The organism is Paenibacillus campinasensis (assembly GCF_002272015.1).
GTDB classification, from domain to species: domain Bacteria; phylum Bacillota; class Bacilli; order Paenibacillales; family Paenibacillaceae; genus Paenibacillus_AQ; species Paenibacillus_AQ campinasensis.
Map to the genome: position 1 here is coordinate 18,343 of NZ_NPBY01000061.1, position 20,746 is coordinate 39,088.

The 20,746-nt window shown below is 49.6% G+C and carries 29 protein-coding genes, 1 tRNA gene and 1 pseudogene; 28 read left to right on the forward strand and 3 right to left on the reverse strand.

Features of this window, described 5'->3' with window-relative positions; translation table 11 throughout:
* Positions 1-38: 38 nt before the first annotated feature.
* The 3 genes from nagA to CHH67_RS18825 are packed head-to-tail and all read right to left on the reverse strand — an operon-like array spanning position 39 to position 2,826.
* A complete protein-coding gene (nagA, locus tag CHH67_RS18815) occupies positions 39-1,223 on the reverse strand; it encodes an N-acetylglucosamine-6-phosphate deacetylase (RefSeq protein ID WP_095266791.1) in 1,185 nt (394 codons plus the stop codon).
* The gene (nagB, locus tag CHH67_RS18820) at positions 1,220-1,948 is read right to left on the reverse strand and encodes a glucosamine-6-phosphate deaminase (protein WP_095266793.1); all 729 of its coding nucleotides are present in this window, start codon (positions 1,946-1,948) and stop codon (positions 1,220-1,222) included. Before nagB ends, nagA begins: the two co-directional genes overlap by 4 nt.
* A gap of 2 nt (positions 1,949-1,950) precedes the next feature.
* Positions 1,951-2,826, reverse strand: coding sequence for a MurR/RpiR family transcriptional regulator (locus CHH67_RS18825; RefSeq protein ID WP_095266795.1), 876 nt, complete (start codon positions 2,824-2,826; stop codon positions 1,951-1,953).
* Between the two features lie 277 nt (positions 2,827-3,103).
* Here CHH67_RS18825 and CHH67_RS18830 point away from each other — a divergent pair.
* The 28 genes and pseudogenes from CHH67_RS18830 to CHH67_RS27085 form a co-directional block, all read left to right on the forward strand.
* Positions 3,104-3,256: pseudogene (locus CHH67_RS18830) on the forward strand (LuxR C-terminal-related transcriptional regulator); the annotation flags it as partial.
* Between the two features lie 69 nt (positions 3,257-3,325).
* Positions 3,326-3,592, forward strand: coding sequence for a hypothetical protein (locus CHH67_RS18835; RefSeq protein ID WP_095266797.1), 267 nt, complete (start codon positions 3,326-3,328; stop codon positions 3,590-3,592).
* Between the two features lie 410 nt (positions 3,593-4,002).
* Positions 4,003-4,074: transfer RNA gene (locus tag CHH67_RS18840), tRNA-Gly, on the forward strand.
* Between the two features lie 329 nt (positions 4,075-4,403).
* Positions 4,404-5,204 carry an ATP-dependent DNA ligase gene (locus tag CHH67_RS18845; protein ID WP_095266799.1) on the forward strand — a complete coding sequence of 267 codons (801 nt, stop codon included), beginning with the start codon at positions 4,404-4,406 and terminating at the stop codon, positions 5,202-5,204.
* Positions 5,197-5,502: a hypothetical protein gene (locus CHH67_RS18850; RefSeq protein ID WP_218832038.1), complete on the forward strand. Its 306-nt coding sequence runs from the start codon at positions 5,197-5,199 to the stop codon at positions 5,500-5,502. The genes CHH67_RS18845 and CHH67_RS18850 overlap by 8 nt, the downstream gene beginning before the upstream one ends.
* A 77-nt stretch (positions 5,503-5,579) precedes the next feature.
* Positions 5,580-5,912, forward strand: a complete 333-nt coding sequence (locus tag CHH67_RS18855; RefSeq protein ID WP_095266802.1) for a YjcQ family protein — start codon at positions 5,580-5,582, stop codon at positions 5,910-5,912.
* Between the two features lie 245 nt (positions 5,913-6,157).
* Positions 6,158-6,469, forward strand: coding sequence for a hypothetical protein (locus CHH67_RS18860; RefSeq protein ID WP_095266803.1), 312 nt, complete (start codon positions 6,158-6,160; stop codon positions 6,467-6,469).
* A gap of 9 nt (positions 6,470-6,478) precedes the next feature.
* Entirely contained in the window at positions 6,479-6,796 is a 318-nt protein-coding gene (locus CHH67_RS18865; protein ID WP_144029282.1) for a hypothetical protein, read from the forward strand.
* Positions 6,789-7,064: a hypothetical protein gene (locus CHH67_RS18870; RefSeq protein WP_095266806.1), complete on the forward strand. Its 276-nt coding sequence runs from the start codon at positions 6,789-6,791 to the stop codon at positions 7,062-7,064. Before CHH67_RS18865 ends, CHH67_RS18870 begins: the two co-directional genes overlap by 8 nt.
* 81 nt (positions 7,065-7,145) lie before the next feature.
* Positions 7,146-7,709: a hypothetical protein gene (locus CHH67_RS18875; protein ID WP_095266807.1), complete on the forward strand. Its 564-nt coding sequence runs from the start codon at positions 7,146-7,148 to the stop codon at positions 7,707-7,709.
* Between the two features lie 4 nt (positions 7,710-7,713).
* Complete coding sequence (locus CHH67_RS18880) at positions 7,714-8,376, forward strand: helix-turn-helix domain-containing protein (RefSeq protein ID WP_095266809.1); 663 nt, start codon at positions 7,714-7,716, stop codon at positions 8,374-8,376.
* 74 nt (positions 8,377-8,450) lie between these two features.
* Positions 8,451-8,918, forward strand: a complete 468-nt coding sequence (locus tag CHH67_RS18885; protein ID WP_095266811.1) for a hypothetical protein — start codon at positions 8,451-8,453, stop codon at positions 8,916-8,918.
* Between the two features lie 291 nt (positions 8,919-9,209).
* Complete coding sequence (locus CHH67_RS18890) at positions 9,210-9,752, forward strand: hypothetical protein (protein ID WP_244908254.1); 543 nt, start codon at positions 9,210-9,212, stop codon at positions 9,750-9,752.
* The gene (locus CHH67_RS18895) at positions 9,739-11,586 is read left to right on the forward strand and encodes a phage terminase large subunit family protein (protein ID WP_095266815.1); all 1,848 of its coding nucleotides are present in this window, start codon (positions 9,739-9,741) and stop codon (positions 11,584-11,586) included. The genes CHH67_RS18890 and CHH67_RS18895 overlap by 14 nt, the downstream gene beginning before the upstream one ends.
* Before the next feature lie 13 nt (positions 11,587-11,599).
* A complete protein-coding gene (locus tag CHH67_RS18900) occupies positions 11,600-11,833 on the forward strand; it encodes a DUF6148 family protein (RefSeq protein WP_095266817.1) in 234 nt (77 codons plus the stop codon).
* Between the two features lie 49 nt (positions 11,834-11,882).
* The gene (locus CHH67_RS18905) at positions 11,883-13,469 is read left to right on the forward strand and encodes a phage portal protein (protein WP_244908255.1); all 1,587 of its coding nucleotides are present in this window, start codon (positions 11,883-11,885) and stop codon (positions 13,467-13,469) included.
* Complete coding sequence (locus tag CHH67_RS18910) at positions 13,462-14,598, forward strand: head maturation protease, ClpP-related (RefSeq protein ID WP_095266819.1); 1,137 nt, start codon at positions 13,462-13,464, stop codon at positions 14,596-14,598. Before CHH67_RS18905 ends, CHH67_RS18910 begins: the two co-directional genes overlap by 8 nt.
* Positions 14,598-14,996, forward strand: coding sequence for a head decoration protein (locus CHH67_RS18915; protein ID WP_095266820.1), 399 nt, complete (start codon positions 14,598-14,600; stop codon positions 14,994-14,996). The genes CHH67_RS18910 and CHH67_RS18915 overlap by 1 nt, the downstream gene beginning before the upstream one ends.
* 15 nt (positions 14,997-15,011) lie before the next feature.
* Positions 15,012-16,070: a major capsid protein gene (locus CHH67_RS18920; RefSeq protein ID WP_218832039.1), complete on the forward strand. Its 1,059-nt coding sequence runs from the start codon at positions 15,012-15,014 to the stop codon at positions 16,068-16,070.
* Between the two features lie 11 nt (positions 16,071-16,081).
* Positions 16,082-16,483, forward strand: a complete 402-nt coding sequence (locus tag CHH67_RS18925; RefSeq protein WP_095266821.1) for a hypothetical protein — start codon at positions 16,082-16,084, stop codon at positions 16,481-16,483.
* 13 nt (positions 16,484-16,496) lie between these two features.
* On the forward strand, positions 16,497-16,853 hold the full coding sequence (locus CHH67_RS18930) for a hypothetical protein (protein WP_095266823.1): 357 nt from the start codon (positions 16,497-16,499) through the stop codon (positions 16,851-16,853).
* A 47-nt stretch (positions 16,854-16,900) separates the two neighbouring features.
* Complete coding sequence (locus CHH67_RS18935) at positions 16,901-17,407, forward strand: phage tail protein (protein WP_218832040.1); 507 nt, start codon at positions 16,901-16,903, stop codon at positions 17,405-17,407.
* Positions 17,404-17,916, forward strand: a complete 513-nt coding sequence (locus CHH67_RS18940; protein WP_095266826.1) for a hypothetical protein — start codon at positions 17,404-17,406, stop codon at positions 17,914-17,916. The genes CHH67_RS18935 and CHH67_RS18940 overlap by 4 nt, the downstream gene beginning before the upstream one ends.
* On the forward strand, positions 17,906-18,232 hold the full coding sequence (locus CHH67_RS18945; protein WP_095266828.1) for a hypothetical protein: 327 nt from the start codon (positions 17,906-17,908) through the stop codon (positions 18,230-18,232). The genes CHH67_RS18940 and CHH67_RS18945 overlap by 11 nt, the downstream gene beginning before the upstream one ends.
* Positions 18,233-18,234: 2 nt before the next feature.
* Positions 18,235-19,674: a phage tail sheath family protein gene (locus CHH67_RS18950; RefSeq protein WP_095266830.1), complete on the forward strand. Its 1,440-nt coding sequence runs from the start codon at positions 18,235-18,237 to the stop codon at positions 19,672-19,674.
* 13 nt (positions 19,675-19,687) lie between these two features.
* Positions 19,688-20,209, forward strand: a complete 522-nt coding sequence (locus tag CHH67_RS18955; RefSeq protein ID WP_095266832.1) for a phage major tail tube protein — start codon at positions 19,688-19,690, stop codon at positions 20,207-20,209.
* A gap of 20 nt (positions 20,210-20,229) precedes the next feature.
* Positions 20,230-20,580 (forward strand): phage tail assembly protein, encoded by a 351-nt coding sequence (locus tag CHH67_RS18960; protein WP_095266834.1) that lies wholly within the window; start codon positions 20,230-20,232, stop codon positions 20,578-20,580.
* Positions 20,581-20,618: 38 nt separating this feature from the next.
* On the forward strand, positions 20,619-20,744 hold the full coding sequence (locus CHH67_RS27085; RefSeq protein WP_280523047.1) for a hypothetical protein: 126 nt from the start codon (positions 20,619-20,621) through the stop codon (positions 20,742-20,744).
* Positions 20,745-20,746: the final 2 nt, after the last annotated feature.

The window sequence follows — 20,746 nt, forward strand, 5'->3', positions numbered from 1 at the left end:
TTTCTGAACATAACGATTCAGCAAAGCAGGGGAAGTCATTAATGCTTACGCTGTCCCTGTATCCATACGCCACGGAGCTCCAGCTCCGAATTCAGCAGCAGCACATCGGCCCGTTTTCCCTGTTCCAGGCTGCCGGTTTGGCGATCAATCCCGATTTTGCGTGCAGGGTTCAAGCTCGCGATTTTTGAGGCTTCCTCAATGCTTAATCCGATCGTTTGGGTCAGCAGCTGGAAGCCTTTAATCATCGTTAACGTACTGCCGGCCAGACTGCTGCGATTATCTCTTAACGTTGCGATACCATTCTCTACAATGACCGGAAGATCACCGATCGTGTATTCGCCATCGGGCATGCCGGCGGCTGACATAGCGTCCGTAATCATAATAAGATTGCCGTCTTGTTTCGTACGCGTCAAAATTTTGATACCTGCCGGATGAACATGAATGCCATCAGCGATAATTTCGCAGCTGATGCGGTCATCACTGAGCATGGCCCCTACGACGCCAGGCTTGCGGTGATGCAGTCCTGTCATCGCGTTGAAGGTATGAACCCCGTGGCTTAATCCTGCCTCCACAGCGGCCTCCACTTCTTCGTAGGTGGCATCGGTGTGGCCAAGTGCAGCCACGATGCCGTGCTGGCTAAGCCATGCGATGGCTTCCAAGGCGCCTTCCCGTTCAGGCGCTAACGTAACCTGGCGGATGAGCCCCGGGTAAGCAGCTTCCCACTCCTCCAGCCAATCGATGTTGGCAGGAACGATATGCTCCGGATTTTGCGCACCCGGCCATTTCGGGCTGATGAATGGGCCTTCCAGATGAACGCCTTCCAGGCGTGTGTAAGGCATTGCCTGCTGGCGATAAGCGTTCACTTCCTTCAGCACGCGGTCGATCGCTGCTTTAGGCGCGGTCATCGTTGTGGCCAGCATCGCGGTGGTACCCTGGGAGCTGTGGAAGGAAGTGATTTTGTCGAGCACCTCCTGGCTTGCATCCATGAAGTCCTCGCCGTTGCCGCCATGCACATGGATGTCGATAAAGCCGGGAATGATGTAGCCATCCGGCTGCTTCAGCGTCTCGCCTGCCGCATTGCGAATCGATTCCGGAAGTCCGAAGACGGGTCCGGCATAGAGGATGAAATCCCCGCCGATGGCAAGGACGCCGTCCTGCTCCAGTCCATCGGGCAGCAGGACGTTCCCGTACAGCAATTGAACCGAATTGTTGAATGTACTCATACCAGCAATCTCCCCGCTCCCTGATCCAGCAGCACCACGACATTCGGGTGGCATTGCAGAAGCGATGCCGGACATTGGGTAGTGATTGGGCCTTTAAGCGCACGGTGCACAATTTCCGCCTTGTCCTCTCCGCGAACGAGCAGCAGAATTTGACGAGCCTTCATGATGCTGGCCACGCCCATTGTAATCGCATGGGTTGGGACATCATCAATCGATGGGAAGAATCTTGCGTTCGCTGTCCGTGTCTTTTCCTGAAGCTCAACCAGGTGGGTTGCTCCGCTCAGGCTGTCTCCCGGCTCGTTAAACCCGATATGGCCGTTGTGTCCAAGTCCCAGAAGCTGGATATCGACCGGCCCGTATGTATCGAGCATCCGGTCATACTGCCGGCATTCCTCCTCCAGATCCTCCGCATTGCCATTAGGCACATGCGTCTGTTCCAGCGGGATGTCGATATGATTGAAGAATTTCTCGTTCATAAAGGTACGGTAGCTCTCCGGATGATTCTCTGGCAGGCCGACATACTCATCCAGATTGTAGGTGGTTACGCCGGCAAAGCTGACCAGTCCCTTACGGTGAATCTCAATCAGCTTGGCATACAAACCTACCGGGGTGCTTCCGGTAGCCAATCCGAGCTTGGCGTGGGGGTTGATATGCACCAGGCTGGAAATGATGCTGGCGGCGGTTTCTACAAAGCTTTCATCGTCCTTAAATGTGTAAATATTCATGATTATTGTCCTCCTCGGCCCTTGCGGTAGTTTTGAACATTCAGATAAGACTGCTCTAGACGCGGAACATATGTTGAAAAATCACGGCTGGCCATACCCATAAACAAAATATCGATAATATGCAGCTGCGCAATTCGGGAAGCCATGTCCCCGCGGCGCATCCCCTCTTCCAGTGAAGAGGAGTACAGCGGGATATCCGACAGTTTGGAAAGCCGGGTGCTTCTGTAGGAGGTGATGCTGATCGTGAAGGCGCCGGCGTCTTTGGCACAGGTCAGTGCGTCAATCGTCTCCGGGGTTTCCCCGGAATAGGAAATGGCAACCGCCACATCGCCCTCGGAGAGCGTTGAAGCGGACGTAATCTGCATGTGGGAATCTGCGAAGGCAGTACAGTTCTTACCGATCCGTACCAGCTTCTGATAGAAGTCCTGTGCCACAATCGACGAGGTTGCAACTCCATAGAGATCAATGCGTTTGGCGCCGCATAGGGCGTTCACCGCACGCTCCAGTTGTCCGAGGTCCAATAGCTGCGTGGTGTCGCGGATGGAGGTGAGGTGATTGGACTCAATGGCTTCCACGATGTCGGCCAGATTCTTACCGGCCACGATATCCTGATAGCGGGTGTTACCCATTTTGGATGCCATTTCAGCATGAGCGATCTCAGCCGACAGCTTCACCTTGAAATCAGGATACCCCTTGCACTGAAAGTTCTTGCAGAAGCGGGTCACCGTCGCAGCGCTGACCTCGCATGCAGCCGCCAGATCTGTAATCCCCATGTTCACAATATTGGAGGGGTTTGCCAGAATGAATTCGGCCAGCCGCCTTTCCTGACGGGGAAGGGAGTCCTTCTCCACGGAGATAATATGCAGGATCGGTGTCATCAAATGGCCTCCTTCATTACCCGATCCGAGCGGGTGACGAGATTTGTTATGAAAATAATTTTATTAATATGAAAACTTGAAAAGAAAATAATTTTTACCCCTTCATCATAGTCGAACTTGGACCAGGAAGCAAGGGGAAATACTACAATTCTCGGCGGAAATAAGCCCATTTAACCGCTATCTACGCACCTTCGCCTGTACCTCGACATAATATGAGTTGACTGTATCCCTTAACCTTGTTAGACCACACATACCCGGGCAAGGAGGGGTGACACCATTGAAGGGAAACGACCATAACAGCAAGTTCTTGTTAACCCACCGTGAACGCGAAGTGTTTGAATTGCTCGTGCAGGACAAAACGACTCGCGACATCGCCGGGCAGTTATTTATTAGCGAAAAAACGGTGCGTAACCACATCTCCAATGTAGTATAATTTGAAGCACACAACATGTGTGCTTCTTCTTTTTGTTGTTACATACATAATTTAAGGAGGTTAACTATGGATATTCATTTTGATAAGAGAACAATCCTTGCTGAAGACGGTGATCGGCTATTGGTAAGGATTGAAGGGGAGCTAGAACTTGATAGTGCAACATTCAGGACGTGTCATCATGAAATTTGGACTGATCGTCAAAAGTATGAGGCCGGCATACATGTAGAGAGAGCGGACAATGGTCTGGTTCATTACAGTGCTAATCTGGCCGGATATACTGATGAATATGCTACTCAAATATTCAAGAGAGGTAATGGTCCATTATCCTTCTAGATTATTTGGATCGGAAAAATATCAGCAAAAAGATTGCGTTAAAATTGCAAAAAGCTTGTGAACCACTAGGTTTTTAACGTGATATATTGGTATCATAGGAAATCGAGAAAAGGACACCACAGGGGCGTGAACGCCCTGGTGATCGGGTCGGCAGAAGCCGGCCTTTTTTAATGCGATGGTGAAAGCTCCCTCCTCTCGGTTTCTGGAACATCACCCGAAACAACTTCAATACCTGTTTGACGGTGGTAGGCGATAAGACGAGCGGCACCAGTTAGCCCCTCGCAATAAGACCTACATCAGAGCCGCAAGGGTAGTACAAGCGGGTTAAATGTTCTAATCAAGTTTAAACGCCCGTCTCGGCTGCTGGAGGGCACGTCATAGGTGCTTTAGGCTCGAGAGGGCGTTACATTGCGGACATGGTATAAAGGTAGTGCCCCGGCCTTCCAAGCCGGAGAAGACGGGTTCGAGTCCCTCTGTCCGCTCCTTAATTACTGTGGGGGTTTCGCGTTAGTCGGTGCTGTTTTCCCTCTACAAAAAGCCTGAACCGACACCAAAGGCACAATGGGTTAAGAATAGTGCCTGCCTGCCGGGGCAATATACCGGCCTAATCATATCAAGCACGGTGCAGGTAGATGCGTACCTGTTAAACGATCTGCGGGGAGTCCGACACATACTGGATACGTCCGGAAAGTAGGTAACGAAACCGGAGAAAGTGAACCTCTGAATGAACAACGGCCGTGCTTTTAATTTACAAGACTTACCGCCTCTCATAGAACATACCAAACGGTATAATCGAGTGAGAGGTGTTGCTATGTTTATCAGCCCGATGTTATTAGAGACAGCAAGTGGCCCATTCAGCCACGATGATTATATATTTGAGCCAAAGATCGACGGGCACCGGCTCCTGTTCTCGCAGGAGGGCGGCCGGATCCGGTTGTATACCCGGCACGAGACCGACTGCACACGCCAGTACCCCGAGCTCCTGACGCCATTTGATGAAGATATCCTCCTTGACGGCGAAGTTGCTTGTACTGATCCAGAGACGGGGCTGGTTGACTTCGAAAACATAATGACCCGGTTCCAGGCCAAGAAGGAGCAGCGTATCCGACAACTCAGGGGCATATCGCCTGTCACGTATGTTGTATTCGATATCCTGGCAGGCATCAGCATGCCGAACAAGTACTTCGGCGTCATACCGTTCGTGGAAGGCGCAGGCGAGGCACTGTTTAAGCAAATGAGGGATCGGGAGCTCGAGGGGATGGTCGGGAAGCTTCAGGGCAGCCGTTATGAGAGCCGCCGCTCTCCGGCCTGGCAGAAGGTCATCAACTGGACCTATGCCGAGGTGTTTATCACCGGGTACCGTAAGGACGAATTCGGGTGGCTGACTTCCGTGGTTACGGAGTCCGGCCGGCTGCGGCCAACGGGTATCGTTGAGCTGGGAGTGCCGCCGAAAACCAAGCGAGCGTTCTATGGGGTGAGCAAGCAGCTTGTAACGGGCGAGGATAAGAATTTCGTCCACCTGGAGCCGCGGATTCGAGCGAGGGTAAAAACCCGGAACTGGACCAAGAAAGGCATGCTGCGGTCGCCGGCGTTCGTTGAGTTTGTTGTTTGAATGGGAAATGCAGGAATCCCTTACTCGATGTCGAATCATGATGTCAAAGGGGGTGTTTGAGATAAAAGTAAAAGAATTGAACCTCGAAGTTCTAGGAGCAATGATGTTAAAAGTTGCTCCTATATCTAAGCAACTAAATCATAAGTGGCCAAAATCAACAATGGAAGCTTATATTGATCCTGATTCTGCAGGTGAAGCTGAGTTTATAAGAGATCTATTCCAGCTAACAACCGACGAAATTGTTGAGAAATGGTACGGCGGCATGGATGGAGCAGCAAAATTCATTCATCACGTATAAGCAGCCGGGCAGGGCTTTTCTTATGATAAAAGGAGAACTCTTCCTGATGTCTCCGTTGATGTCGAGGAGGTGGGGTCATGGCTTCTAAAACATTAAAGGTTATGCAACAAATTTTAGAACATTTTGATGAATCTATGGATAGTGATGAAATTGATATGGGTCCAATCTCTGCGGAAAATATGGGTATAAGCGAAGCGAGATGGAACAGGGTTATCGGAATGATGTTGGAAGAAGGCTTAATTGATGGTTTTGCTGAAATAGCGCATCTAGGATCAAGTCACTTGGCATACGGGGCAGTTAATCCAAGAATTACACTAAGAGGATTGATATTCTTAAATGAGAACTCAAACGCAGCCAAGATTTACGAGATTGCAAAAGAGATACGTGGATGGGTTCCGGGGTTTAAATAGTTAGATTAAGCAAAGTCGCTCAAATGAGCGGCTTTTTCTTTTGTTCGCTTGTCCCGCTTCCGGTTCTGCTTGAAGGTGTCGCTCAGTACACCGTCACCCTAAGAAAGCAATGACAAGAAGCAGGCGACCGTGTACTGCGAAGCAGAATCTTTGCAGGTGTCGCTCCGGCATCGTGCTTCGCACCATGTCTGCGTGAGTGTTTAGTGGTGGTGCGCGAATTATACAAAGAGAGGATGAGATAGATTATGGAAAATACCTCGAGAGTTGGGGTCACTAAAGATTGGATTTCACAGGAACGAGCAACAGAACTGAAGCTGAAATATTTAAACTTTCTGAACGGAGCGAATATGGAAATAAACAATGTGCGGGACAGGATTTCCAGGGTGTGCGACAGCATTGAGTCTGACTTGGGAATCAAGAATGAAGTGGTGGTAGATAGGATTGTAGTTAAAATATCTGCCGATACATCTGAACTTGAAGAGGAGATAAAGCGGTTGAGTGAGACGACCGCTGAACACACTGAGCGAATAGGCAATGCACTAAAAGCGAGGCGGTGAGGGGACGCCATGAGTTTGAAAACACACTGTGATGCCGGATGTCAGAAAGCATTCACCTTGGACCATTTCCAGCAGGAAAAACTGAATGATGGAATTGAGAAGACGTTCTATTGCTGTCCGCACTGCGGCCAGCAATATGTGGCGTTTTACGCGGATGAAGAAATCCGGAAGCTGCAGGCTCGGATCCGGAGAGTGCAGAAGCGTTTTGCCGATCCGGCTGACAAGCATGAGGACGCTGCTCGTAAGGAAGCTGAGCTGCAGGCGCTGATCAAGGAGAAAATGGATGCGCTGCGGGCGCGGGTCGAGGGAGGCGGAGGTGGTGAGTGAAGCGAGGTTCAAACCATACGATACAATCTTGGTGATCGGGAAGGACTCCGCCCAAGCACAATTCTTATGGAGATACGTCCGAGAAAAATACCCGAAAGATGCTCGAGTCAAGTTCGTAAGCAGAAACGAATATACGCTGTATGGATTGGACGCTAGTAAGATGCTGATCGTGTTGGTCGGGGAATACTGGCTCAATCCGGTGCTTGAAAGTAGCCCTATTCAATGGTTCAAGAGATTAGGTGCTAAGGTTGCTGTAGAGAAAGGATGATCTAAATTGAAAAGGAAACTGATAATTGCGGCAGCTGCTCTGGCTGTCTTGTTTGTGTTGTCCGGAGTGGAGGGTGAATAGATGACGTGTATTGCTGGGATTGAAAATGACGGTGGAGTATACATCGGCGGGGATAGCGCAGGCGTCGAAGGTTTAAGCCTTATGGTCAGGGCTGATGAAAAGGTGTTTCGAAAAGGCGATTTCGTCATGGGGTTCACCTCATCTTTCCGAATGGGGCAACTCCTACGTTATAAGCTGGAGATACCTTATCACAGGCCCGGAATGGGAACGTATGAATTTATGGTTTCCGAATTTGTTGAATCAGTGCGTAGATGTCTCCGCGATGGAGGATATTCAAAAACCAATGGTGGTGAGGAATCCGGCGGGACATTCTTAGTTGGGTATCGGGGCCAGCTATTCAGAGTCGATGATGACTATCAAGTCGGCCGGGCAGCTTGTGGGTATGACGCAATTGGTTGTGGTGAGGATATAGCCAAGGGCAGCCTTTTCACCAGCGCTCGCCTTGATATGAGTCCGAGCGAACGGCTTCGAGAAGCTCTGATTGCTGCAGAAAATTTCAGTGCAGGTGTTCGTTCGCCGTTCTTGGTCGTTTCCACCAACAAAGAAAGCCAAGTAGTAACATGAGGAAATGGCAACCTACCGGATCAAGAAGACGGGGAACAAGGCGCCGCCGTTTACCCGCATCCTGAATGAATCCCTGCATGACGAGTGCTTGAGTTTTAAAGCACGTGGCCTGCTCGCCTACATGCTATCCAAACCGGACAATTACCGGTTCTACATTGATGAGCTGACCAAGCACACGACCGAAGGAAAGGACAGCATCCGCGCCGGCTTGAAGGAGCTCGAGCAGCTGGGGTATATCAAACGTTACTCGGTCAAAGACGGCCGGGGAAAGATCATGTCGTGGGAGATGGATGTTTATGAAAGCCCGTCATTACGTCCAGAATCGGGTTTTCCAGTTGTGGAAAATCCAACACTAGTAACGAATGATTATATAATAACGAATGATAAAAGATTAAATAAATACATCGCTTTTAATAGCAATGGAAATTCATTCGTTGAAACCTATCTAAAATACTTCAGGATAAAAAAGAACAAACAGCATATGAGGGTAACAGAAGAGCAATATCGAATGATTCATGACCAGATCAAGGAGATCCAATCCTATGGGATTACGATCGAAGAATGGGAAGCTGAGGTCAAAGATCACTTCGAGAATCTGCCGAAGAGCAACAACGGGAATATCATTGCATTCCTTCATGCAGCTCCGAGGCGGTTTGATGTTGGATGATTCTCTTGAAGGTTTTTGTATCCTAACGTCGAATATGGCCGCTAAGGATATTAAAACACGTTGGAGGATTATTTATGGATTTTGATATGGGCGGATTTTTAGGCGGAGTTATTGGGGTACTCGGTGCGTATGGTATTGCAGTTTGGCAACTCCGTAATCAACGAGAAGCCGAGAAGCCTTCGAAGGACCGAAAGACTTACGTTCTGGCAACGATTTTGAGACAGGAGTTAAACTTAGCGTGGGATTACTTTGTAACAGAGGATTTTCGCTTTGGCGAACTTTTCCGATGTGTACTGCGGATGAACAATAAGCTACAAGAATACCTTCCAGAAGCGATCGAGGCAGACAAGAGATTGTTCTCATTGATCACTCAGACTATCGATGGATTATCTGCAATTAGTGAGAAGTATTCAAGGCAAGCTCGAACTCACGAAAATTTCATGGCCTACGAAACTGAACTCCTAACTTATGCAGAAGTCATGCGTAGAAAATGTGATGAGTTGATAGAGGAGATAAGAGCTCGTAATCATCAAGACTATTAACATTACGTCACCACAGCGATTCTAAGGGGGCATAGAGCGTTTCGGGGTATAAATACACTAGACCATCCCTAAAAACGTCAGCAATGGGCCAAATTTTCGGCGAGCGGGTCCTTCTGGGGTCTCGGATGGAGTGCGGGTGCGGACGACCCCGAAAAAGAGCTAGATTTTAATTTCAAAAATTGCTTTCGCTTTCGCTTGGCAGGCAGCCGATCGAGGGCGTTTTTATTTTTCGTTTCGAATTATGCATGAAAATTTCGAAACAGTCGATTTCATCGAAAAAACGAAAGTGAGGTGGGCAAATTGGCGAGATCTAAAGCGAAAGCGGAAAATCTGCAAGATAAGGAGGTCATCACCTCCGAATTGGCTGCGATCGTGGGGAAAACTCCCCAATGGATCCGTCAATTGACCCGGGACGGCGTCTTGAAGCAGGTTGGAAGAGGTAAATACCTGCTCGCGGAGGCCGTTCAAGCCTATTGTGAGCACGTTTCTGGCGGCAAAGAGGACGATAAGAAGCCCCGATTTATCGATGAAAAGACGGAACATGAGCGCATCAAGAAGGAAAAAGCGGCCCTAGAACTGGCTGAAATGCAGGGGGAATTACACCGTTCTGCAGATGTTGAGGCGGTCATGAACGACATGCTGGGGGCATTTCGGCAGCGTATTAGGGCTATTCCGATGCGTCTGGCCCCCGAATTGATCGGGCAGGGAGAATTGAACGTTATAAAAGGCCGATTGTCTGCGGCGCTGGATGAAGCTCTTGCAGAATTAGCTGATTATGATCCGGAGCTGTTCCGACAAGAACGGGCAAGGAATGATTCTGATGGCGGTTCCTAATTTCTTAAAGACTGAAGCTCTCTTTCGAAGGATCGCCAGGGTCGTTGCCCCTCCTCCAAGCCTTACGGTTTCCGAGTGGGCCGACCTTTATCGCCGGCTCTCCTCTGAAGCTTCAGCAGAACCAGGGCAATGGCGTACCGAGCGGGCACCTTATCAGCGAGAAATCATGAACGCATTGAATGATGATGAGACCGAAACAATCGTCGTCATGTCTTCGGCCCAGGTTGGTAAGACGGAGATTATATTGAACATCATCGGATACTACATCCATCAAGATCCGTCACCAATCATGTTGGTCCAGCCAACGCTCGAGCTGGCTCAGGCCTTTTCGAAGGATCGGCTTTCGCCTATGGTGCGGGACAGTCCTGAATTGAAGAAGAGAATGGCGGGGACGAAGAGTCGGGACAGCGGGAACACGATGTTGCACAAGACTTTCCCCGGCGGACACATCACGATGGCTGGCGCCAACTCACCGGCCTCTTTGGCGTCCCGGCCGATCCGGATTGTGCTTCTCGACGAAGTGGATCGGTATCCGGTCTCAGCCGGTACTGAGGGTGACCCTGTGACGTTGGTTTCGAAGCGGACGACCACCTTCCACAATCGGAAGCGCATTTTGGTGAGTACACCGACGATCAAAGGAGCATCTCGAATCGAAACGGCCTATGAGTCGAGCAGCATGGAGCAGTGGTGTTTGCCTTGCCCTAGCTGCGAGGATCTCCAACCGCTCGCGTGGGGTCAAATTCGCTTTGAGGATGCGACCATGGCCTGCAAATATTGCGGCGCTATTCATTCAGAAATCGAATGGAAGTCCGGTCAAGGGAAGTGGATCGCCCGGAAAGAAAACCGCAAGGTCCGCGGCTTCCATTTGAACGAGCTCGCGAGCCCATGGAAACGATGGGAAACCATCATTGAAGAATTCAAGGAGGCTAAACGTAACGGCACGGAAACGCTGAAGGCCTGGACAAACACATCCCTCGGCGAAACGTGGGAAGAAAAAGGAGAGCAGCTGGACGAAGATGTTCTTTACAATCGCCGCGAAATGTACCATGCAGATGTGCCTGATGGCGTGAAGGTCCTGACTGCAGCCGTCGATACGCAGGATGACCGCTTTGAAATTGAAGTGCAGGGGTGGGGAGCCGGCCATGAAAATTGGCGGATTCAGTACCACGTTATTTATGGTGATCTCAAGCAGCAACAGGTCTGGGAGGACCTGGATGAATACTTGAAACGAACATGGGAAGATGCCGAGGGAAGAAGATTCCCGATCGCGCTCACCTGCATGGACTCCGGCGGACACTTCACAAACGAGGTATATCGATTTTGTAAGGAGCGAGCTGCGCGCCGACTGTTTGCGATCAAAGGGGAAGGGACCGGGGACGGTACGCGCCAGCCGCTGATCATTGGCACCACAACAAACAATCGTTACAAGGCGACAGTTGTCCGTCTCGGGGTAGATGAAGGGAAGTCAAAGGTCATGAGTGCTTTAAAAATACCGATGGTGGACGAGTTTGGAAGTAAGTCACGAGGTTACTGCCACTTCCCACTAACCACACCGGAGCGAAATCGGGGATATGAGCGGCAATATTTCGAAGGTTTAACGGCAGAGGCACTGCATACCCGAATTAAGATGGGTGTCCCATATCAAGTTTGGGTGAAGGTTCGGGCGAGAAACGAGCCGCTTGACTTAGCGGTATATAATCGGGCGGCCATTGAGATCCTGCAGCCAGATTTAGAGAATATGCGTCCATTCTGCATCGGTGCTGTTCCCGTGCCTAGTACCACTCCTCACAATACGAGGAGGAAAGGGGTAGCTAACAAAGGGATTCAAATATAGAAGGGGGAAAAACATGGCTAGAATTGATGAACTGAGGACCCGATTATCACAGTATGTTGCATGCGAATCAGCCATTTTAAGCGGCGCTCAGTCATATTCGATCGCCGGCCGGAGCTTGACAAGGGCAAACCTATCGGAAATTTCAAGTATGATCAGGTATCTCGAAAACGAAATAGCGGCAGAAGAAGCAAAGTCCCGTGGGCAGGGCCGGAACAAAGTATTCGGCGTAATTCCCCGGGATTTTTAATTACAGCGCTTGAGAGGGGGTGGTCAACATTAATATCATAGATCGATTGGTGACGGCTTTTAACCCGGAAGCGGGCATGCGACGGGCAGCAGCTCGTAAGGTTACACACATAATCAATGGATACGAGCAAGGAGGGGCCAGTCAACAAAAGAAGAGTATGCGCGGCTGGCTTACTTCAGCTCAAAACCCGAAAGATGACATTGATCGTAATCTCGACACGCTCCGCAGCCGGTCCAGGGACCTGTACATGAATGGTCCAATAGGTGCGTCTGCGTTAAAGACTACTCGAACAAACGTGATCGGTCCGGGGCTGAGGTTGAAAGCTAGGATTAACGCTGAATTACTTGGCCTGACGACTGAACAAGCGGACGCCTGGTGTGGTCAGGTTGAAGAGGAATTTAACCTCTGGGCGGAATCGAAGCATTCGGATGCGATCCGGATGAACGACTTCTATGACCAGCAGGGGATTGCTTTCCTTGGAATGCTGATGAACGGGGATTCGTTCACTGTTTTTAAGCACGCGAAACGAACATCCTGGATGCCGTACGGACTTCGAATCCATCTTATAGAGGCGGATCGTATATGTACGCCGCAAGGAGACGGAGTTCTGGGTGATTCAGTGGAAGGTACGGCAGAGAATGGCAACCGAATCTATTCCGGAGTTGAAATTGATGATGATGGGGCGCTTGTGGCTTATCACATTGCAAACACCTATGCTACCGACTATACCAGCGGGAAAATTCGCAAGTGGGTGAGAGTGGAGGCCTACGGAAAAAACACTGGACGGCCCAATATCTTGCACTTGATGGATACTGAACGTGCGGAACAACGCCGCGGCGTTCCACTTCTGGCCCCGGTAATCGAGACGCTGAAGCAAATTACACGGTACACCGAAGCGGAACTGATGGCGGCTGTAATTTCGGCGATGTTTACGGTCTTTATCAAGACAACCGGCCCAACCACTGATAATACGATGGGGCCTATGATCCCTCTTGATCAGCAAGTAGCACCGGACGATCCCAACAACTATGAAATGGGGCCGGGAGCGATCAATGTTCTTGGTCAAGATGAAGAAATTCAGATCGCAGACCCTAAGCGGCCTAATTCGAATTTTGATCCGTTTGTCCGCTCATTGTGCCTTTATGTGGGGGCGGCGTTGGAAATTCCTTATGAACTACTGCTCAAAAACTTCCAGTCCTCATATTCGGCGTCCAGAGCCGCGCTGCTTGAAGCTTGGAAAATGTTCCGCATGCGCCGGCAATGGACGGCAAAAGAGTTCTGCCAGCCAATTTATGAAGAGTGGCTGGCTGAAGCCGTTGCTCTCGGTCGTATTCGCGCGCCTGGGTTTTTTGGTGATCCAAAAATTCGCAAAGCTTGGTGTAAAGCGGAATGGAACGGTCCGGCGCCTGGTCAGCTTGATCCAGTAAAAGAGGTTGAGGCGGCCGAACGCAGAATCGCACTTGGTTTGAGTACAAGGGAACGCGAAGCAATTGAGACAAATGGAAGTGATTTTTGGACAAACATCCAGCAGCAGAAGGTAGAGATCGAGGCGATGAGGGCAGCGGGAATTCAGTCTGATCGACCTGACACGCCACAAACAGATCCTGGAAAGGAGGTGAAACAAGAAAATGAGTAAATTCTGGAGCTTCAAAAATCTTGGTGACGAAGATATCGAACTCCGAGTTGAGGGTGAGATCGTCAGCGACGATGACGCATGGATCTATGAATGGTTTGGAATTCCTGCAGCAACAAGGAATGCATTCAGACAAGAGCTTTCCCAGTATGCAGGCAAGAACATTACCGTGTGGATCGATAGTTGGGGCGGTGATGTCTTTGCTGCGGCGGGTATTTACAACGCGTTGAAAGAGCACAAAGGAAAAGTCACCGTAAAGGTGGACGGAAAAGCTGTCTCAGCTGCGTCAGTAATTGCTATGTCCGGCGACGAAATTTACATGTCTCCGGTAAGTATCATGATGATCCATAATCCTTGGTCCCGAGCTGTTGGGGAAGCGAAGGATATGCGGCACGCCGCAGATGTATTGGATGTCGTCAAGGACACAATCATGAATGCTTATCAGGCCAGGACGGGTTTGGATAGGGATGAAATCTCTAAAATGATGGATGAAGAGACGTGGATGAGCGCTCAAAAAGCGATGTCAGCGGGTTTCGTTGACGGTGTTCTCTACACTGAACCATCATCCGATGACGAACCTGTTCAGAATTCATACTCGTTCAGTCGAATGGCTATTCAAAACAGCGCAAATGCAGCTATGAAACGTTTCTTGGATCAGTGGAAAGCAATTGATGCTGCTGCCCAAGCTACTTCAAAAGAACCACAAAATACAAATGAAGGGGAGAGTGACAACATGTCTATTATGAATGTCGAAGATTTGAAAAAAGAATACCCGCAGTTGTGCAACCAGCTTGTCGATCAAGCTGTTAAAGATGCGGTAACCGCGGAACGGAACCGGATTAAGGAAATTGAAGAAATCGCCAACACCGTTTCCCCTGAATTGGTCAACAAGGCCAAATTTGAGGAGCCTATGAATGCTGAAAAGCTGGCATTCGTGGCGCTGAAACAGGACTCCGGTCGTGGTGAGGCGTTTATTAATGCTCGCCAGCAAGAGTTGCAGAACAACAACAGCGTTAAATCACAAGAATTTCCAGGGAATGATGACCAGAAAAAGGTGCAAGAAGCTTCGCAAATTGATGCTATCGCGAACGCGATGAACGCCCGTAGAGGCGGAATGGAGGCGAAAAACTAATGACAAACCTTTGGAATGATAATCTCGGGTCGACGACACCAGATAATCTGTTCTATGACACAAAGCATCCGGTGGATGTCAAAGCAGTAAAACTGAAAGCAGGACAAGGGGTGCTTGAACGGGGAACTGTACTCGGAATCGTCACTGCTGACAGCCTCGCAGTACCCGTTGACAGCAGTAAAACTGACGGTAGTGAACTGGCAGATTCGATCCTGACCGATACGATTGACACTGGAGCTGCGGGGGCGACAGACAACGTTGTGACGACAGCTTACAAAACAGGGTCGTTCAACCGTCAAGCGCTCAAGTTCGGCGGCTCTGACACAGCGGATAAGCATGAAACAAGATTACGTATGCTTGGAATCTTCCTCAAAGATGACCAAGCATATGATAAATAAGGGGGATAAATCGACATGCCAATGAATTTGGATCTTTATAAAACAACGACTATGCTTCAAGCCATCGAAAAGACGCTGCCATTACGGAAATTCTTCACGAAAACATTCTTCCCACGCGTAAACACGTTCGTTACAGAGAATGTCATCTTTGATTATAAGAAAGGGAAGCGTCCAATGGCTCCTTTCGTTGCGCCTCGTGTAGGCGGCATTACGGTGGCGCGTGATGGATACAAAACAAAGGAATATAAAGCGCCAAAGATCGCTCCGCAGCGTATTTTAACGGTCGATGATCTGATGACTCGGGGGATGGGGGAAAATGTCTTTAGCCAGCGAACTCCCGCGCAGCGACAAGCTGAACTTCTCGCTAAAGACCTTTCCGAATTGGAAGATATGACTTTCCGCCGGCACGAATGGATGGCAAGAGAATTGTTTCTTGGAAGACCGATCGTTGTTAAGGGCTACATCGATAAGTTGGATTCCGAATATGTAGAGGATGTAATCGACTTTGGCTTTGACAACAAGGTGATCTTGGCGGGTGGCGACAGATGGAGCGAGATTGGCTCTGCTGGAAAGAAGCTCAAAAATTTGAAGACATGGCGCCTTGAGGTTATCAGAAAATCCGGGATTGCTCCAACGATGGTCATCTTCGGCGAAAGCGCATGGGAGGACTTCCGGCAGGACCCAGAAATTGATAAGTTGGTGGATCAGACGAATGCAACCCTTGCTCTGATGAATCCTAATGTTATCGATGAGGCCCTTACGTTCGTAGGTCGCCTCCCGGAACTAGGTATGGAAATGTACACCTACAATGACTGGTTCATTGACGACGACGGCATCGAACAACCATATATCCCTGACGATCATGTCGTCTTGTGCCGTCCAGGTTTGGGCGGCTTTTCTTATGGCGCCGTGACCCAAATGGAGGCCGATGGCCAATTCCATACCTATGAGGGAACCCGGATTCCGAAATCGTGGTCTGACCAAAACAGTGACGCCCGCATGATCCGCTTGAGTTCGCGCCCAATTCCAATTCCGGATGATGTTGACGGCTGGTTCGTCGCTCAGGTCCGCTAGGAGGTTCTTTTATGAGTGTAAAAGTGAAGAGAAACAAGGTTCTGACGGGTGGTCGTGAGTATAAAGCGGGGGAAATCATCCCAGGGCTAGAGACGAATGAGGAGCGCCGCCTTGTCTCACTTGGTGTATGTGAATGGGCACCTGAATTTGAGAATGTGAGCGACAAAGTTGACGGCCAGAACAATGAGGGGGGACAATCCTCCAGCACTGATGTAAGTGACCTGGTGAATGGGGATCAACTACCTCTGAAAGGTTTGATTCTCACTGTCGAGGATTTCGCGGAACTGAAGGCGGATGAGCAAAAAGCTCATCTTAAGGCCCTCAAGATTGAGCCCGCTGGCAAGGAAGAGGAGCGTGTCGCTCAATACGAAGAATGGTATGCCGATCAAGTAGCGGCCGCTGACAATAATTAAAGGCGGTGTCGCTATGAATTTTCGGGATCAACTACTCAAAGATGTGGAGCGAACGTTCATGAATCCGAAGGAGTTTGCTGAGATCCACACGGTCACGACTTTTTCGAATGATGAGACACAAGTTGGCCGCAGGGATCGAGAACTCGAAATGATCATCGAAAAATTCACGCTGGACGGACGACCTATCCAAACTGCAGACGGTGTGTCTGCCCATAACCTTATCATTCATATCGATCCTGAAATTCTGGCTTATACCCCTCGAGTGGACCAGAATTTTTATTTGGATTTTACACGGTATACGGTCATGGATGTATCTAACGATACGGGTGTTTTGAAAATCGTGCTGCAGTCTAATGGTTCTCGACCATGAGCGATTTTTTGCATGTTCGTGGAAATTTTCGTTCTCTCAGCACGTCGTTGAAACAAACGGATAAGGCCATTCATCGATCGGTCTTATCCTCGCTTAATCGGGCTACGCAGCGGGCGAAGACCGAAACGGGTCGGAAGGTCCGGGAGAAATACGTCATCAAGCAGAAGGATGTTGTCGAAACAATACGCATCAAAAAAGCGGCAGGGAATGCCTTACAGGCTACCCTTACATCAAAGGGACACACATTGCCGTTGATTCGGTTTGCCGTGGCTCCGAGACGCCGCTTGAAAAAGGCTCCGAAGTCGCTGAAAGCAGCGGTTTTCCGGGGAGGGACGAAAAAACCGATTCCGGGTGCGTTCGTCACAAAGGCAGGCAATCATACAGGTGTGTTTGAGCGCGTAGGAAAAAAAAGGCTGCCGATTCGCGAACTTCGCGGCCCTGCAGTGCCGTCGATGGCAGCCAACGAAGAAGTTAGAGAGCATGTGCAGCGGGTGTTTGCCGAGGAGATGGCCAAACGCCTGCCGCACGAGCTTGATCGGAGGTTGAAAACGTGACGCCTAGCATGATGATGGACCGGCTGCAGAAGTATTTACAAGAGATCACCAAAGAGATGGCTCTAGGTGAGCTAAGGCTGCGGCCGAATGTGTATACGGTTGGCTTGCCGCCGCGTGCTACGCCAGAATATGAAACAGTACAGCCAGACACAGACATACCTCCGCTGGAAACAACCCTTCCAGAATCACGCGATGAAAGGTGGCCTTACATCATCGTCACGTTTACCGAAGCGGTTAACAACGAAGAGGGTTTTCGGACGGTAACGATGGATTTTGCGTTTGGATGCGAAGGGCATGGGGCGAAGGGTTACATGGACGTGCTGCATCTCATGGAGTACGTCCACGGATTCTTGATGCGAGAAACATGGGCAGGCTGGCCGTTTCGGTTAACTCTCCCTGTTACTATGGGGTTTTATGAAGAACAGGCCGACCCTTACTGGATGGGTTATATGTCCACTACGTGGGATGTGCCATCAATACAACCGGAGGTGTGGAAACATGGCTATTAAGAAGGAAAGCGAGTCGAAAGAAATCAAGACCGAAGCACAGAAGAAACCAGCAGCTGACCACTTGACAGTTGCAACCGGGCCTACAAAACAACAAGTTATCTACATCGGCCCGACCATTCGCAAGAACGGCATCGGTTTGCGTACAAATCAGGTATTTATCGGCGGTCGTCCGGATTATCTCAAGGCTTTATTTGCAGAATACCCGCATATGCAGACCCTGTTTGTTCCGGTGGATAAGCTGCAAGAGTCCTTGAAACAAATCAAACAGACGGGAACAGCCCTTAACGTGGCCATCCTGTCGATGAAAGGAGTTTGACCATGGCGGAATTTCATGGTGTCAAGGCAACTGAAGTGTATCAGCCCCGGGCAGCAGTCGAGCAGACGAACACGCTGCCTGTTTATTTTGGCACAGCCCCAATTAACCAAGTCTCCGACCCGTCCGGAGCGGTGAATAAGGTGATTATTGCTAACAATCTCGAAGACTTCCGGGCAAAACTGGGCTACTCGGACGACTGGAAGTCGTATACGCTCTGCGAAGCCGCATATGCTCATTTTGTGGAGAATGCTCAAGCGCCGATAGCCTTTGTGAACGTGCTGGACGTCACCGATGTAGAGGTAACAGCGCCTGCTGCGGCGACGTTTACCGGGGGCATCCACATAATCAATGCCGAAGGCGTCCTGAAAGATACGGTCGTTGTATCTGATGGCACGACGACATTTGAACAAGGTAAGGATTACACTCTCACGTTTGATGCTGCTGGTAAGCTGGTCGTAGCCATCGTGAGCGGTGGAGCCATTCCAGCGGGAACCACGTCGCTTGAGGTGGGTTACAGCGCACTCAAGCCGTCCAATGTAACGGCCAGCCGGATCATCGGCGGCACGGATGCACTGACGGGTGAGCGATCGGGATTGGAATTGATCGAGGACGTGTTCATCGAGACTTCGTTTGTCCCTAACCTGATCGTGGCTCCGGGCTGGTCAGATGATCCGGTGGTTGCAGCTGTTATGGTTGCAAAATGCCAGGATATTAATGGGCTGTTTGAAGCGTACGCTGTGACTGATCTGGACGCAAGTCAAAGATATTTCAACATCACTGCGTGGAAGGAAGAGAACGGATATACCAGCCATCTTCAAGCTTCCACATATCCGATGATGACGAATAAAGGGAGAGTCTATCATTCATCTACGCTGGTTACGGCCGCCATGGTCGCTACAGACAGTCTAAATGAAGGTGTGCCTGTACAGACTCCTTCGAACCAATCGATTACAGCTGATGGACTTGTATATAAAGACGGAACGCCAGTCCGGATCCCGTATGATCAAGCCAACGTCCTGAATGCTAATGGGATTGTGACTGCGATCCGTTGGCAGGACGGATATAGAGCATGGGGCAACCGAACCGGCGCATATCCGGACTTTACAGATGCGCAGCGAACCTTTATACCTGTTCGCCGGATGTTCTCATATATTAAAAACCAACTCGTTTTAAGGCATTGGCAGCGTGTAGATAACCCTCTGGATCTCCGACTTATTGAATCGATCGCTGATGAAGCCAATGTATGGCTGAATGGTCTTGTTGGTTCCGGTTATCTACTCGGTGGACGGGTAGAGTTTTGGGGATCGGATAACCCAACCCAACAAATTAGTGACGGAAAGATTGTATATCGTGTATTCATCACGCCTCCATCGGTTGCGGAAGAGATCGTGTTTACCGTCGCTTATGATATTGCATATATTGCTGCCTTGATAGCAGCGTGAGGAGGATTAAATTATGAAACTTGGAATTAAGTTATCGGGCATGGCTGTTTACCCGGAAGGGGGCGGGGATGAAATCGCAACTGGAGATGTGACTCTTCCTTCTATGACCTTGATGACCGACTCTCTCACAGGAGCCGGGATTCTGGGGACGGCTAACATCCCTACTCCGGGTCATTACGACTCTATGGAGCTGCAAATCGCCTGGCGGACCATAGACAAGGAAGCTTTTGATTTCGTGAGTTCCAAGACTAAAGGTCTGGAAATCCGGGGGTCGTTCAGCGAATGGGATAACACACGGTCCGAGATGGTCTATCGTTCCATAAAAATCGTTGTGCGAGGGATGGGCAAAGGGGTGGATCTTGGAACATTGGTTCAAAATGCAGCTACAGGTACGACCAACACCATCGAAGTCATATACATCAAGATATTCATTGATGGTAAAGCAGCGCTTGAGTTTGACCGATTCAACTACATCTCTCGCATAAACGGTCAGGATGACCTGGCCGACATCAGAAAACATTTGGGTAAAGCCTAATCTCAGGAGGTATATTAAACATGAGTGATAAAGTAGTTAATGTAGAGAATTTGGAAGAGGTTCAATCGGCCGGGACAGTGGTTAAGTTGTCCCGGCCTTTTGTTTGGGAAGACGAGACTTACACCGAATTCAATCTTGACTTCGGTAAACTTTCTGGCGAGGACATCTTGAAAGTTGAAGGGGAATTTATCAATTTTATCCGGGGCCAAAAGAATGTCTTTGTAGCGTTTAAAACGGAGCATCCAGCGTATCACGCCGTGGTTGCTGCCAGAGCTGCGGGGATAGATGCTAATATGCTTAAGCACCTACCCGCAAAAGATTTCTTGAGAGTGACAGGTGCAGCAAAGGATTTTTTGTCCAGTTTGGACTAAATGACGATCCGCAAAGGGTCATGAAAACTTGTTTATATATGTCTGTAAAAACGGGGATCGAGCTGAGCTATTGGATGCAGTGCCCAATCTGGTCTCTAGGAGAGTGGAAAGCTGCGATCAATGAAGTTGCCAAAGAAATCGAGTCCGACAGGAAAGGGGGCTAGGC